Annotated in this window: 15 protein-coding genes and 2 pseudogenes; 12 read left to right on the top strand and 5 right to left on the bottom strand. The window is 41.7% G+C overall.

Annotation, left to right across the window (positions count from 1 at the left end):
- Positions 1 to 455: 455 nt before the first annotated feature.
- Positions 456 to 1304 (top strand): NAD-dependent epimerase/dehydratase family protein, encoded by an 849-nt coding sequence (locus tag FU659_RS28790; protein ID WP_147950725.1) that lies wholly within the window; start codon positions 456 to 458, stop codon positions 1302 to 1304.
- Positions 1305 to 1352: 48 nt separating this feature from the next.
- On the opposite strand, the gene FU659_RS28795 is transcribed toward FU659_RS28790, so the two are convergent.
- Both FU659_RS28795 and FU659_RS28800 read right to left on the bottom strand, forming a co-directional pair.
- Entirely contained in the window at positions 1353 to 1625 is a 273-nt protein-coding gene (locus FU659_RS28795; protein WP_147950746.1) for a helix-turn-helix domain-containing protein, read from the bottom strand.
- Positions 1594 to 1896, bottom strand: a pseudogene (locus tag FU659_RS28800) (AraC family ligand binding domain-containing protein); the annotation flags it as partial. The gene FU659_RS28795 and the pseudogene FU659_RS28800, both read right to left, overlap by 32 nt.
- A 234-nt stretch (positions 1897 to 2130) precedes the next feature.
- Here FU659_RS28800 and FU659_RS28805 point away from each other — a divergent pair.
- From FU659_RS28805 to FU659_RS28815, 4 genes are read left to right on the top strand one after another with little or no spacing between them, the layout of a single operon-like run.
- On the top strand, positions 2131 to 2700 hold the full coding sequence (locus tag FU659_RS28805; RefSeq protein ID WP_147950727.1) for an SMI1/KNR4 family protein: 570 nt from the start codon (positions 2131 to 2133) through the stop codon (positions 2698 to 2700).
- Entirely contained in the window at positions 2642 to 3394 is a 753-nt protein-coding gene (gene lepB, locus FU659_RS28810) for a signal peptidase I (RefSeq protein WP_147950728.1), read from the top strand. The genes FU659_RS28805 and lepB overlap by 59 nt, the downstream gene beginning before the upstream one ends.
- Positions 3395 to 3428: 34 nt before the next feature.
- Positions 3429 to 3626: a hypothetical protein gene (locus FU659_RS36550; RefSeq protein ID WP_222708660.1), complete on the top strand. Its 198-nt coding sequence runs from the start codon at positions 3429 to 3431 to the stop codon at positions 3624 to 3626.
- The gene (locus FU659_RS28815) at positions 3589 to 3927 is read left to right on the top strand and encodes a hypothetical protein (RefSeq protein WP_147950729.1); all 339 of its coding nucleotides are present in this window, start codon (positions 3589 to 3591) and stop codon (positions 3925 to 3927) included. The genes FU659_RS36550 and FU659_RS28815 overlap by 38 nt, the downstream gene beginning before the upstream one ends.
- Positions 3928 to 4145: 218 nt before the next feature.
- Here FU659_RS28815 and FU659_RS28820 read toward each other — a convergent pair whose 3' ends face one another.
- Positions 4146 to 5000 (bottom strand): AraC family transcriptional regulator, encoded by an 855-nt coding sequence (locus FU659_RS28820; RefSeq protein ID WP_187274461.1) that lies wholly within the window; start codon positions 4998 to 5000, stop codon positions 4146 to 4148.
- A gap of 254 nt (positions 5001 to 5254) precedes the next feature.
- Between FU659_RS28820 and FU659_RS38440 the strand changes: the two genes are divergently transcribed.
- The 7 genes from FU659_RS38440 (at position 5255) to FU659_RS28845 (ending at position 9646) form a co-directional block, all read left to right on the top strand.
- Entirely contained in the window at positions 5255 to 5515 is a 261-nt protein-coding gene (locus FU659_RS38440) for a carbohydrate ABC transporter permease (protein ID WP_315971376.1), read from the top strand.
- 84 nt (positions 5516 to 5599) lie between these two features.
- Complete coding sequence (locus tag FU659_RS38445; protein WP_315971377.1) at positions 5600 to 6148, top strand: carbohydrate ABC transporter permease; 549 nt, start codon at positions 5600 to 5602, stop codon at positions 6146 to 6148.
- A complete protein-coding gene (locus tag FU659_RS37780) occupies positions 6145 to 6528 on the top strand; it encodes an ABC transporter permease family protein (protein WP_261808115.1) in 384 nt (127 codons plus the stop codon). The genes FU659_RS38445 and FU659_RS37780 overlap by 4 nt, the downstream gene beginning before the upstream one ends.
- Positions 6525 to 7019, top strand: a complete 495-nt coding sequence (locus FU659_RS37785) for a carbohydrate ABC transporter permease (protein WP_261808116.1) — start codon at positions 6525 to 6527, stop codon at positions 7017 to 7019. Before FU659_RS37780 ends, FU659_RS37785 begins: the two co-directional genes overlap by 4 nt.
- 36 nt (positions 7020 to 7055) lie before the next feature.
- Positions 7056 to 8444 (top strand): ABC transporter substrate-binding protein, encoded by a 1389-nt coding sequence (locus FU659_RS28835; protein WP_147950731.1) that lies wholly within the window; start codon positions 7056 to 7058, stop codon positions 8442 to 8444.
- A 27-nt stretch (positions 8445 to 8471) separates the two neighbouring features.
- Positions 8472 to 8771: a GNAT family N-acetyltransferase gene (locus FU659_RS28840; RefSeq protein WP_187274462.1), complete on the top strand. Its 300-nt coding sequence runs from the start codon at positions 8472 to 8474 to the stop codon at positions 8769 to 8771.
- Positions 8759 to 9646 carry a hypothetical protein gene (locus tag FU659_RS28845; RefSeq protein ID WP_147950733.1) on the top strand — a complete coding sequence of 296 codons (888 nt, stop codon included), beginning with the start codon at positions 8759 to 8761 and terminating at the stop codon, positions 9644 to 9646. The genes FU659_RS28840 and FU659_RS28845 overlap by 13 nt, the downstream gene beginning before the upstream one ends.
- A 158-nt stretch (positions 9647 to 9804) precedes the next feature.
- Here FU659_RS28845 and FU659_RS28850 read toward each other — a convergent pair.
- Positions 9805 to 10179: pseudogene (locus tag FU659_RS28850) on the bottom strand (transposase); the annotation flags it as partial.
- Positions 10180 to 10385: 206 nt separating this feature from the next.
- The gene (gene shc, locus FU659_RS28855; RefSeq protein WP_147950734.1) at positions 10386 to 12296 is read right to left on the bottom strand and encodes a squalene--hopene cyclase; all 1911 of its coding nucleotides are present in this window, start codon (positions 12294 to 12296) and stop codon (positions 10386 to 10388) included.
- Between the last annotated feature and the right edge of the window lie 53 nt (positions 12297 to 12349).

The raw sequence follows: 12349 nt of genomic DNA on the forward strand, positions 1-12349 counted from the left end.
GAATTCGCACGGATTATGGACCCAACTCAAACGGGAGCGGAGAAAACATGTAGATTCGCATGAATGTAATCACGCGAATCGATGCGGAGAAAAAAAGATGTACAATTGCAGTAATTTTTATCATTTTCTTCACAATCCTTGCTTTGGAATAAATCCTTTCCATTGCAACGAGAACCATTAGTTCAACATATATAGAAACATTTTTTGCAAAAAGCGCTGACTCAGCGCTTTTTTTCTTTGTCAGAACCTCACAGACAGGTAAAAGGCAGAGCCCTATCAAGACTTGTAAGGACCAGACCTAATGGAAATCGAAGCGCCGACTAACGACCATATTTTAGAAATAGGCTAAGATTGGAACAAGAGAAGTATCACCGTCCTTATCCCCTGGATCGCAAAGCCGACGGAACTATCGTCCGTCCGTGAACTCACTTGCTAATGAAGGAGCATGATGTTAAATGAAAACTGTAGCTGTAACAGGAGCTAGCGGCAAGCTTGGAAACGAGGTTGTCAAGCATTTGCTTAAAGAGGGTTATCAGGTTGTCGCGCTGGATGAGCACAAATCCGTTCAGTTCCAATGCAAGCAAATCCGCGTGAATCTAAATGATTTCGGTCAGGTCGTTGCAGGGCTGGCCGGAGCGGATGCGGTGATCCATTTGGCCGCTATTCCGGCTCCACTCGATCACACGCATTCGTACATTTTTTCCAATAACGTGCTATCGACGTACAACGTGCTGGAGGCTGCTTCGGTGCTCGGGATCGGGAAGGTTACGCTCGGCTCAAGCGAATCGTCATACGGCTTCTGCTGGGCGCCGAAACCTTTCGATCCACACTATGTGCCTGTGGATGAGGAGCATCCTCAGCTGCCGCAGGAATGCTATGGTTTATCCAAGATTATTAATGAGCAAACAGCCAGTATGTTTCATCGTCGTACGGGGATGCAGGTGATGTCGCTACGCTTCTCTATGATTGTGACCCCCCAACAGTATCATGCACTTGAGCCGGACATTCGTAATCCGGAACGGCACAAGCGGATTCTGTGGAGTTATATCGATATCCGGGATGCGGTAAGGGCGTGTATCGCTTCTCTCGGTACGCTCACGGTTGGATCGGCAGACCTTAATATTACAAGCGTCGATACGCTCAGCGACCGGAATACGGAGGAACTGCTTGATCGGTTTTATCCGAATGTTAAGGACCGGAGAAAACATTTCACAGGGCGCGAAGCGATTGTAAGCACGGAGCGGGCGTTCCACGTGCTGAACTGGAAAGCTGAGCATTCCTGGAGCGATACCATCCAGCGGTAAACATTCTGTCTGTTGTTGCATGGATAGCCTTGAAGAGCGTTCAACTCTTCAGGGTTTTTCGTCATCGTTTCGGCCGGCAGTTCGGTACATGCTCTTGAATTGCTCAGGAGTTAACCCTTCCAGCCGGCGGAACGTCGCTACGAAATGGCTCGGATCGGTAAAGCCAACCATGCCCGAGATCACCTTGATGGTCAACTCGCCTTTCCGGGCGAGAAGCTCCTTGGACTTCTGCAGTCGCAGTTGAAGGAAGTACGAATAAGGGCTTGTTCCGAAGGTGTTTCGAAACAGCTCATTCAGATGCTGGGAATTCGGGCTTGATATGCACGTTCTTCATGAATGCATGGAACAGCTCATAAAATAATTCGGGCTTGTCCAACTGGTATAAATTGGAGTTATGCAACCCGATGGCACTGAGAATGGATTGGACCAAGGATCCGCTAAAAGTTATATAGTAAGTCTTCCAAGCGGGAGTCAGGGCGGCGTATTCATGAGGGACGCCTGGCAGCAGAAGAACTCCTTGTCCCGGCTTCATAATGAAATGCTGCCCAGCAAACGAAAACTGTCCTTCTCCTTCGAAGATTTGCAACCAGTGATAATACGGATAGCCGCTCGTCCTGCGTAGGGGAGTTGATGAGGATTAAAGCCGATGCTCTTCAGAGTAAATGGGACTTTGTTGTTCGCGGAACTTATTATCCCTTTCAAAGTAGAATATACTAGAAGATTGTATTGAATAAGGAATGACAAACGATGTTGGAAAAAAGTCGCGAACCTGAGGAAACGCCTTATACTTTAACCATATGATTAGGATCTAAGCGAAAGGAGAAGGATGATGAAATTATTGTGGGATAGAATGGAGAACTGGCTTAAGGTTCATGCTCCTGACGTCTTAGTGGATCTCAATCAAGGTGCGAGCGAGTTAGAAATTTCGGGATTAGAAACTGCTGTGGGCTATGAACTTCCAAGCGATCTAAAGGAATCTTTGCGTATTCACAATGGACAGTCGGGTGATTCTCAGTGGCTTATTGCAGGTTGGGAATTACTTTCAACAGCGCGCATTCTTGAAGAGTGGAATGTTTGGAAGGGACTCTATGATAAAGAATCATTTAAAGAATGGGATGTAAAATCCCAAGAAGGGGTAGCGAATGTTTGGTGGCAACCAGCATGGATACCATTAACTTATAACGGTTGTGGTGATCATCATTGTCTTGATTTAGCACCAGCCAACGGTGGCAAGAATGGTCAAATCATAACGATGTGGCACGATTCGGAAGTGAGAGAAGTATTAGCAAAAAATTATACGCAATGGTTTGAGCATCTTGTTCGAACATTTGAATTGAATGATGCAGAATATGTTTTTGAAAGTGGCGATTTCGAATTTGATGCAGCTCAAAAATGAAGCATATAACGAATTTGAAGGGGGACTAGTCATGCGATATACAATGCTAATTAGTATTTTCTTCATTTTGTTCATTTTCGGTTGCGAGGAGCAAAAACTTATAGATTATATTACTCAGGAGTCGCCAGCTACAGTTGAGAAAAAACAAGACTTCATTCTTTTTGAAAACAATAACGATGGAATGTCTCGTCGCAACCAAGAGTACGACTCGCAGAAAAAAGGAAAATTGGTCGTTGATCCGAACTATTATACTCAAAATGAATTTAAACGTGGTGAAGTGGTTTATTATAAAACACCTGCAATTGATAAGAAAAAATATCCCCGCTTGAATCCGTCTGAACATAATATCTCACGGGTAATCGCTCTCCCTGGTGAAGTTGTGCAAATAAAAAAAGGTCAAGTTCAAGTGAATGGAAAAAAGTTAAATACCTTTTATGGAAAGGCCTTAAGTTGGGGATTGGATGAAGAAGAGTATTTCCATTCAATCAATCAGCCAGGTACAGCTGTATGTGACGATTTATGCCAGAAAACGATGAAGAATTACTTTAATATGGATATGGATAAGTTTAAAGTACCAGACAATCATCTCTTTGTCATGGGTGATACTTGGTGGAGAAGTATCGACAGTCAGTTCTATGGACCTCTCCCCATGGATCTTGTTACAGGTAAAGTTCTGGGGTATGAAGAGAAATAATGGCATGGTATTTGGTTGTTGATAAGACGATTATATGTGTTACAAGGAGAAAGGCGATGCCAATTGGGATGTTCAAGCGGTTAAAGCGGATATCAACAAGGTTGTGAGATGTCTCACGCGGCTTCTGGCGTTCACTATTTGCGTATCCGACGATTTGGTAGCGATATATGCATTTTATGGCGGCAAGTTTTTCAATGATGGGAATGTTCACGTATGGATGGGGGAAAAGTAGACAGCGAATAGATCATCAGCCAGAATGGTCCGAGTATGCCTTGTTTGGAAAAAAGATGACAGCGTTGTTTACGGTACTGCAATTGGCAGCGGGTCCGATGCTCCTGCTCAGTATGGACAAGAGTGTACAGAACAAGTTTATGGGAGGTTCGTTATTCCATACAAGTCTTCTTCTAACGGCGATACTACTAGCTATTGTTCTTTGTTGGCTGCTGCTGCTTCTTATCAAGAAAGATAGCAGAAAGGTATTTATTTCGTCGATAACTGTACTTTTGATTGTTAATGAATTGGATTCGCCATGAAGTAAGGTAGCTGTATCTGGCTCCAAATATGGAGGAAGCGCCTCGCACGCTCGGTAAGTGATAGTGAGTGTATTTATAAGGTCAGACCCATATGTGTACTATTACAAAATAGACGTCTACACCAGCTATATAGGTGTAGACGTCTATTTTTGCCATTTGGCTGGCTGTTGTCAACTATGCTTTATTGGGGGATTCTCTGGTAAACCTAGAGGGTGTTTCTACATATTTTTACGATAAAAGTTGGGTGCTGATCCAACATGCTTTTTAAAAAGACGGGAAAAGTAATAAACATCCTTGTAACCTAACGCTTCTGAGATATTTTTAATGGGTAACTCTGTATTAATAAGGATTTTTTTAGCTTCAGCTACTTTTAGACGATGTATGTAATCATTTAATGGATAGCCACTATAATCGTAGATGATTCTTCTCAGTGTCGGTAGAGAGACATGGTGTTTCTTCGCAGTTGCTGTAGCATTAAAGGGCAGGTAGAGGGAATTGGAAATATCTTCGACAATGGCGATCATACGATGATTTTTATTGCTTTTTAAGTACGTATCATCATCCATTATGATGTCATATAGCATAGATTCCAACAACAGAGAAGCACGGTCTGCATTTGACGGGGAACCGCTTTTCATCAGCATGAATATGCGATCTATTTTATTTAGCTGTGCTTCACATTCTCTTATTTTCTTCACTGTTCCTGGTTGAATAGGCCAATTCTTCAACCATTCTGCGATACGTTCACCCTCAATTGAAAAGTAATATTCATCCCAAAACCCCTTAGGGTCAGGACCATAATCAAAAGTAGCATTCGGATAGAAGAAAAATAGACTTCCTCCTTCGACAATATGTCTAATCCCCTTATTGACTTGGTACGTTCCTTTTCCTTTTGTTATTAATACAATAGCCCATTTTGAAAAGTGTGCATTATATCTCGGCATTGTTCTGTAGTGCAAGTATCCAACTGTTGAAATCATTAAAGATTTAACGTTAAGTTTACTGACATCAACTTTTACGTCAATAATGTTTTTTATATAATTATTGATCATATTATCCATCAATAATTCCATTTGGTGCATTCCTCCCTTTAAAATCGCGTGATACTATGTAAGTATATATAATGATTTGATGATATAAGATATGTGTTAGTTACTTTTTATTTATTTTAAGCGAGGTTTTAGAGAATTGCAATTGGTATAGTAGACATAATTTTAAGGCAGAGGTGAGTGGAAAATGATAAGCATGAGAATCGTTTAAACAATGAAAATCTGAAGAGTTGTTTTCTACTGGGGGAAATCTTGAATTATTCAATGGGGGGATCAACATGAAGCTTAATGCTGAAAAAAGAGAAGCTAGAAATTTCTATTTGTTCATTATGCCTTGGTTATTAGGTGCTATTGTATTTACATGTTATCCGGTTATGGCTTCGTTATACTACAGTTTCACGGAATACGATATTATTCATCCAGCTAAATGGGTTGGTCTTAGTAATTTCACAAAAATGTTCCACGATGAATTGTTTTGGAGGGGCGTTAAAGCAACTGTTGTCTTCACCGTTTTAGTGTGCCGTTACAGCTTCTTCTAGCATTGATCCTCGCTTTATTAGTAAATCAGAAAATTCCATTTCGTGGCTTGTTTCGGACTCTATTATACTTTCCAAGTATGATTTCTGGAGTTACTTTATCTTCTAGTATGGCTTTGGGTTTTTAATTCAAAAAGTGGAACTTTTAATTATCTGCTTGGTTTAATAGGTGTTCATGGTCCAAGCTGGCTGCAGGATGAAAAATGGGCGCTTACGGCTATGATCATTATGACGCTATGGGGAGCTGGCTCAGGAATGATTATCTTTCTTGCAGGTTTGCAAGGCGTCCCACGAATTATGTATGAAGCAGGGCAAATCGATGGTGTAAATCGCTGGCAATCATTATGGAATATCACGTTGCCAATCATTTCTCCCGTCATTTTGTTTCAACTTATTCTGGGTGTCATTCAATCTTTTCAAGTTTTTACACAAGCGTTTGTTATGACGCAAGGCGGTCCTCACTATGCTACACAATTCTATGTTTTCTACTTATGGCAGACAGGGTTTGAATTTTATAATATGGGATACGCCTCAGCAATGGCGTGGTTATTACTAGTCATTGTCATGATCTTGACATACATCATTATGAAAGTTTCCAAGAAGTACGTACATTATGAAGGCGGTGATGGAGCATGAGTAACCTTTCTACTCACAGCCGAATGACGAAAGCAAACGTTAAGAGGCGTGTGCAATGGTTCGACGTTTTCGTATTCATTTTATTGATATTACTCTCTGCCATCATGCTTATGCCATCGATTAATATGTTTTCATCAGCTTTTAAGACGCAAGCCGATATTCTGAAGTTTCCACCGAGCATTATTCCAAGCCATTTTGCATGGGAGAATTTCAGTGCATTATTTAAGGGATATGACTACCTAGTCTGGTATAAAAACAGCCTCTTCATTGCCGTTATTTGTGTATTCGGTACAGTAATTTCATCCGCGCTTGTGGCTTATGGATTTACAAGGTTTAAGGCGAAAGGGAAAGTTTTCTCTTTGTTTGCCTGCTGGGTATGATGATGCTGCCATATCCCGTAGTTATGATTCCACAGTTTCTTTTGTTCAAAGAATTAGGGTGGGTGGATACATTTTTACCGGTTATTTTGCCAACATTTTTAGGTTCGTCCTATATGATTTTTTTAATGAGACAGTTTTTCACATCCCTGTCGAATGAAATTTTTGATGCCGCTAAAATTGATGGATGCTCTGAATTGGGGCAGTGGTGGAAAATTGCTTTGCCGTTGTCGGGACCTGTTGTTGCGTCTGTTGCTGTATTTTCCTTCATACACAGCTGGAATGATATATTAGGGCAAGTTTTATACTTGAATTCATCAGATAAGTTTACGCTTGCTATTGGAATGACTTCTATGTACGCCTCAGTGACGCGCCTTGTCCCTTGGAATTTGGTTATGGTTGCAGCAATTTTAGCCGTAATACCAATCTTGGTTTTATTTTCAGTCGCACAAAGATACTTTGTAGAAAGCATCGTGCTGACTGGAGTAAAATAAATAAATTTGTTTTTATAAGAAGGGGAGGGTTCGGAAATGAATAAAAGTAAGTTCACGTGGAAAAGTGTCATGATGCTCGTAGTTGGTGCTTTAGTGCTTTCAGGTTGTACAAGCAGTAAGAGTAGTAGTCCAGCAGTGGGAAATGGCAAAGGTGGAGAAAAAGTAACCATTTCTGAATTTGTACCTGATGTTCCTGAAAAAGTGTATATCGAGAAACTAATTCCAGATTTTGAAGCTAAGCATCCTAATATTTCAATTAAGATCGTCAAGGCACCTAGTAATAATTTTGATGCTAAATTGCAATCGATGATTGCTGGTGGAATAGCGCCGGACGTTACTTCCCACTGGGGCAATGCAGGCTTTCCAGAATTTCTGGATAAAGATTTAATTCTGGATATGACGGACCTGATCAAAGCTGATCATTTTAAGCCATCCGATTATGGAATAACGGATAAAGCAATGGATACGTATAAAGTGAACGGTAAAAATTATGGTATTCCTGTTTACAGTTACGTTACGGTAATGCTTTATAATAAAGATTTGTTCGATAAGGCAAAGGTGCCGTATCCGCCATCTAGTTATGAAGATAAATCATGGACTTTTGATAAAATGATGGAATATGCAAAAAAGCTTAGTAATCAATCCGATAATTTGGATCAAGTCCAATATGGTTTAGATTGGCATTGGGGTGGATCGCAAAGAGATATGATGCTCAGCTATTTTGGAGCAAAGATATACTCGGACGATACTTGGAAAAACGGTGGTCATGCTACAGCCTCTTACTTTAATTCACCAGAGGTAATTAAGGCCGCTCAAACGTATAACGATATGGTTTATAAGGATAAAGTGTCACCATCCAGTGAATTTACAAAAGCGGTAGCCGGTCAAGGTGGAGATGCCTTTGCAACTGGGAAAGTAGGCATGTATGTTGGCGGTGCATGGAAATTAACCGCTATTAAAAATTATAACTTTAAGGTGGGTGTCGCTGCTATTCCAGCTGTCAGCGGCGATAACTCTCGAAATGTGCTTTATGTGGATCCTTTGGTTATTCTGAAAGATTCGAAGCATCCAAAAGAAGCATTTGAATGGATTAAATACCAAATGAACAAAGACGTGCAAGAGAAAACGATTGAATTAAGCGGGGGTACGCCACCTTCAAATCAAGAAGCGGTAGAAAAATACTACAACTTATACGCACCTGGCATTGATCCCAAGGATATGAAGAATATGGTTGAAGGTGGTTATAAATATGGCACAGAAGCCTACAATCACTTAATTACGAGTTATTCAGAAATCTCTAATGCGGTTCGTAACGAACTGGATCCACTTGATAATGGTAAAAAAACAGCGGCAGAAGTAGCACCGGAAATTCAAAAGAAAGTGAATGCGATTCTTACTGATAAAAACGCTAAATATAAAAAATAATGTTCGAAGAGGTTAGGAGGCATAACCTTGACTGAAATTCGTTTATTGCAACCGGGTGAGTGGCAAGCAGCCATTCAACTTGCAGATAAAACGTTTCGAAATGTAGGAGAAGACTCGATGGGAATTGCCTTTACACATGTATTTTCGCCAAGTCTACACCAGTCCTATGGGCTGTTTATAGAAGGGGAAATCGTATCTTTCATTGGACTTGTGCCGGAGATAATGCGTATTGGCGCCGCGAAATTAAACGTGTATGCAATAGGTGCGGTATGTACAGGCTGGAACATCGAGGAAAAGGTTACGCTTCGCTTATTTTGGATAAAATAATCGAACATGGGAATCTTGCAGAAGCTTCACTATTACTAGTTTCCGGAAGTCTTTCTATATATGCTAAAAGAGATTGTTTCCGTTATGGTACGTTTAAGCAAGTGACAATTACAGGGGAGTCAACTGAAGATGCTCTGCATCCTAATCGGCAAGCTAATGATTGTTTTAACTTTCGCGAACTAGCAATGACGGATTGGTTTAGACTTAAACGATTAGCGGATCAGAGAGAAATTGCATTTGACCAAAGTATATGGGATATAGCAAGTTTAATTCATAACCATGCATTGGCTAGCAACAGAAAGCTAGAAAATAAAGTGCTTATTGCGGAGAAGGAAGGACAAGCAGCGGCCTATGCCATTATGGCGATTAAAAAACCATTTACTAATGTAAAGGCTTCATCTCAACTCGTAGAATGGGCAGGTGATCCAATTGCTGCTGCGGCTATGTTAGTACATGCAGTTAAGCGATATGAACTGGATGAATTGCTCGTCAATATTCCATGGTACGAAAAATTGTTAGCAGAACAACTTTCCCATTATCCCAATAAGGATCTAGAGGATGGCTTTACCATTCGCATTATGGATATTGAACGATTGATTGAACAGTTAATGCCTTATTTACGTGAGAAAAACGAGCAACTTATCGAATCACTTTGTATTCAACGTAGAGGAGATGGGAATTTTAATTTGCGAATCGCAGACTTAGAAGCCGTATTTACGTCTAGGGAGTTGCTATCACTCATTTTTGATCATACAGATGATTCTTCACAAAGCAGCAACGAAATGCAAATGGGGTTAACAAATCACTTCAAGCAGGTACTACAAGATTTATTTCCGATCCCTTTTCCTCACGCAGCCGGTTTAAACTATGTATAAGGCACATCTTGAATAACCCGCAGGAATTGGAGGCCACTGAAAAACTTGCGTCCTCCTAAATCAAGTTAATACTCTACAGATAAAGACGCTGTTGCTCCCACATTGTGGAAGTAACAGCCGTCTTTATCCCTCTGTAAAGCCCTGTTGGGTAATGGTTTTTAGTCATTCAGTCTCAGGATTCGCTTTAGATTCATTGCGATTATCGCCATTTCCCCTTGCAGCTCCATACCTAATAGACCAGTGGAAGTGGCTACGTCATACCCGTGCCTATGCTTAAGTTCGCTATTCTTCGCCTTGATCTTGTAGCGTTCTTTGGATTTCTCCTTGAAGTACTCACTTTCCTGAAATGCCATTTGCTCCGTGTGCTCATTGGATTTTATGCTTACCGAGTACGTTTTGCTTTTCGCTCCATGCTTGTAGCATCCTTCTTTGAACGGACATCGCATGCATTTCTCTACATCAAAATAGTAGGTATCGGTTTTGTTTTTCCCAACGCCTTTTTTCCCTTGCCGCGCTTTTCGTATCGCCATATGTTTTCTTTGCTGTAAGCAATATTATCCTACTCTGAATAAGAAGTGTCACCAATATTTGTTAAGAAAACAACTCTGTAAGGTAGCATGAAGAGCCGTATGCCTTAATTGGGTACGTAAGGATTTGTGAGGGGTAAGGGGCTCAAACCACGATGGAAAGACCCCGCCTACTCGACTATAATAGTTTTGGATGATCGGCGGGCGATTTTCTATTCGAATTTCTTTTTATACTGATTCAATGTAATAAGAGGCCAAATATATCGGTAGCTATGATAATGCGTATAAAAGCTGCCAGGCAATCCTAATCCTGTCGGATAGCGAGTTGTCCAGTCGTTTAGATGAAGCTGAACGAGTAATTGTTGAATACCCTTCTCCATGGCGGGCAGAGGTTCTGTGCATACAGCGGTCAGGGCATCCAAAGCCCAGGCGGTTTGGGAGGGAGTACTGACACCAAGCGGTACATATCGATTGAATCGGTCGCTGCTGCAGGATTCGCCCCAGCCGCCGTCAGCATTCTGGATGCTAAGCAGCCAACGGACCGCTTTTCTCACAGCAGGGAGTTCAGAGTCAGCTTTAACGGCCATTAGGCCAGTTAATGCAGCCCATGTGCCATAAATGTAGCAAACACCCCAACGGCCGTACCAAGAACCATCTATCTCCTGTTTGGCCAACAACCAATCTATTCCCTTGCGTATGATAGTATGACTCAAGTCAAGACCAGCTGTAGTCCCAAGGAATTCTAACGTTCTTCCTGTGAGGTCGGCTGTGGATGGATCAATTGCAGCTGCTGTCGCTCCATCAATCGGAAATAGGGTGAGCAACTTGTTAGTGACCCCTTTCTCAAATGCCGGCCATCCTCCATCATTATTCTGCATGGATAACACCCAGTTCAATCCTCGGTTCCAGGCACCTTGGTAAGAAGGCTCGCGCTTCGCTGTTTCCCGAATTGCACGCAAAGCAGCGGTGGTATCGTCCACATCTGGGTTGATTGTATTGGACTCGGAAAAGCCCCATCCTCCGGGCACGGGACGGGCTATACGGCTGCTCCAGTCTCCTTGTTTGTTATGCTGTCTACCAAGTAAAAAATGAATTGATTTTCGTATGGAAGTTTGATCTGCCGTAGTTCCAGATTGCTGCAAAGCAACGGAAAGTAATGCAGTATCCCAGATGGTGGAAGGGGAGTTCTGGAGGTGAGTTTTTCCGCTTGATTGCCACAGCATGGCTGAGAGTCCATGCAGCGCGGTTGTAATAACGTGGTGACGCTTGTCATAGCCAAGTGTCAATAGCGCCAGAATCATCAGAAGCGTACTCGTTGAGTAGCTATATAGCGTACCATCGGATTCGATGCGATCAAGCATATAATTTTCCGCATTCTTAAATGCAGTCTCGCGGAGTTTTAGGGGAAGACTGGTCAATTGTTTGATCCCATTTTGAATTTCATCCAATAACCTGTTGGAACCGTGAGGTGAGTCTGTGCCTTCTATACTAGAAAAGCTACTTGAGTCAGAATTATTGTTATCCTTAACGAACAAATGTGATAGATCGGGTGTAGCCTTGTTTTTCAGTACCAATCGGAGGTTTGCCATGATCAAAATAGGGGCAAAGTGTACACGAGCATAACCTGAGAATTCAAAAAAATGAATAGGAGAGGAGGAAGGCAGCAATAGAAACTCTATGGGTATTTTTAGTGAGGCTGGCCAAGCGCATTGTCCGGTGGCTGCCAAAAATACATTCGTCAGTAAGGTATTCACCTGGCTAAGCCCACCCTTTGACTTGATAAAGCGTGCCGCTTTTATCATCGATTCGTCGGTTTGTTGGCTATAGCCTGAATACAACAAGGCGTAGTAAGCATCCACGGTGGCATCCAAATTGCCTTCTGCTTCATCCGGATAGACCTTCCAAGCACCATTGTATTGCTGCTCTCCATGAATCCGATCGTGTAATTGTCTAATCAAAATCTCTTCAGGAAGTTCTAAAGTCCGAAGGACGATGATCATATAAGCATCCGTCAAAATACCGTTCTCAAAACAATAGTGCCAAGAGCCATCTTCCTGCTGAATACCTTCGAGCATTTCAGTCAAGTGTTTTATTTCCTCATTCACTTTGCTCCAAACAGACATTTTCCACCCCTGTCATTTCCATACGTATATGAATTTCGTCTCTACATCTTATG

Origin of the sequence: Paenibacillus sp. N3.4, from assembly GCF_008017805.1 — a bacterium.
Taxonomy (GTDB): Bacteria; Bacillota; Bacilli; order Paenibacillales; family NBRC-103111; genus Paenibacillus_E.

What these genes read in the sequence shown, in the direction of transcription:
- FU659_RS28820 (WP_187274461.1), bottom strand. Translation starts at nt 5,000, where the DNA reads ATGGAATTATTGATGGATAATATGATCAATAATTATATAAAAAACATT.
- FU659_RS28805 (WP_147950727.1), top strand. Translation starts at nt 2,131, where the DNA reads ATGATGAAATTATTGTGGGATAGAATGGAGAACTGGCTTAAGGTTCAT.
- FU659_RS28790 (WP_147950725.1), top strand. Translation starts at nt 456, where the DNA reads ATGAAAACTGTAGCTGTAACAGGAGCTAGCGGCAAGCTTGGAAACGAG.
- shc (WP_147950734.1), bottom strand. Translation starts at nt 12,296, where the DNA reads ATGTCTGTTTGGAGCAAAGTGAATGAGGAAATAAAACACTTGACTGAA.
- FU659_RS38440 (WP_315971376.1), top strand. Translation starts at nt 5,255, where the DNA reads ATGAAGCTTAATGCTGAAAAAAGAGAAGCTAGAAATTTCTATTTGTTC.
- FU659_RS37785 (WP_261808116.1), top strand. Translation starts at nt 6,525, where the DNA reads ATGATGATGCTGCCATATCCCGTAGTTATGATTCCACAGTTTCTTTTG.
- FU659_RS28815 (WP_147950729.1), top strand. Translation starts at nt 3,589, where the DNA reads ATGATGGGAATGTTCACGTATGGATGGGGGAAAAGTAGACAGCGAATA.
- lepB (WP_147950728.1), top strand. Translation starts at nt 2,642, where the DNA reads ATGATGCAGAATATGTTTTTGAAAGTGGCGATTTCGAATTTGATGCAG.
- FU659_RS28835 (WP_147950731.1), top strand. Translation starts at nt 7,056, where the DNA reads ATGAATAAAAGTAAGTTCACGTGGAAAAGTGTCATGATGCTCGTAGTT.
- FU659_RS36550 (WP_222708660.1), top strand. Translation starts at nt 3,429, where the DNA reads ATGTGTTACAAGGAGAAAGGCGATGCCAATTGGGATGTTCAAGCGGTT.
- FU659_RS37780 (WP_261808115.1), top strand. Translation starts at nt 6,145, where the DNA reads ATGAGTAACCTTTCTACTCACAGCCGAATGACGAAAGCAAACGTTAAG.